Annotated in this window: 2 pseudogenes; one reads left to right on the top strand and one right to left on the bottom strand. The window is 69.2% G+C overall.

The features are described 5' to 3' along the window. Positions 1-480: pseudogene (locus tag A5764_RS11215) on the top strand (hypothetical protein); the annotation flags it as partial. Positions 481-484: 4 nt separating this feature from the next. On the opposite strand, the pseudogene A5764_RS11210 reads toward A5764_RS11215, so the two are convergent. Beyond that, positions 485-763: pseudogene (locus A5764_RS11210) on the bottom strand (hypothetical protein); the annotation flags it as partial.

The raw sequence follows: 763 nt of genomic DNA, 5'->3' as shown, positions 1-763 counted from the left end.
GAGGGCATCTTCACCGCCCTGCAGGCGATCGCGACCGTCGGCTCGGTGATGGGAGGCGGGGAAGGGCCGCCGCCCGCGCGGATCGTGCTTTTGTCCGACGGCGGCGAGAACAAGCCGACCAATCCCAGCGATCCGCACGACGGCGCCTACACCGCCGCCCGGCTGGCCAAGGCCGAGGAGGTGCAGATCTCGACGATCTCCTTCGGCACGCCCTACGGCACCGTCGAGTACGAGGGCGCCACCATTCCGGTGCCCGTCGACGACCAGACGCTGCAGGAAATCACCAAGATCACCGACGGCCAGGCGTTTCACGCTGACAGCCTGGAGTCGCTCGAGGGCGTCTATTCCACGCTGCAGCGCCAGATCGGCTACGAGACCGTGAAGGGCGACGCCAGCCTCGCCTGGATGCTGCTGGGCGCGGTGCTGCTGGCCGGCGCCGTCCTGGCCGGTGAGTTCCTGAACCGCAGGCTGCCCGCCTGAGCGTTCAGGTCGGCAGGCGCCGGTTGATCAGCAGGGCCAGCGCCGCGGCGATCAGGGCGGCGACGACGCCCAGGCGCAGCCAGCCGGCGCTGCCGGGACCGGGCACCGTGCGATACCCGATGTCGTTCTCTATGGCGTTGTAGCTCTTGTTGAGCTCGCTGAGGTTCGTGGCGGTGTAGGACTGCCCGCCCGACAGCCGCGCGATCGTCTTCATCTGGTCCGTCGAGACGGGGACGGCGACCCGCTGCCCGTTCATCTCGATCTCGCCGGCCTTGGTGCCGAA

Source organism: Mycobacterium sp. 852002-51057_SCH5723018 (genome assembly GCF_001667035.1).
Lineage (GTDB): Bacteria > Actinomycetota > Actinomycetes > Mycobacteriales > Mycobacteriaceae > Mycobacterium.
The sequence above is the reverse complement of the archived record's forward strand: the minus strand, read 5'-3'. Positions and strand labels throughout refer to the sequence as shown.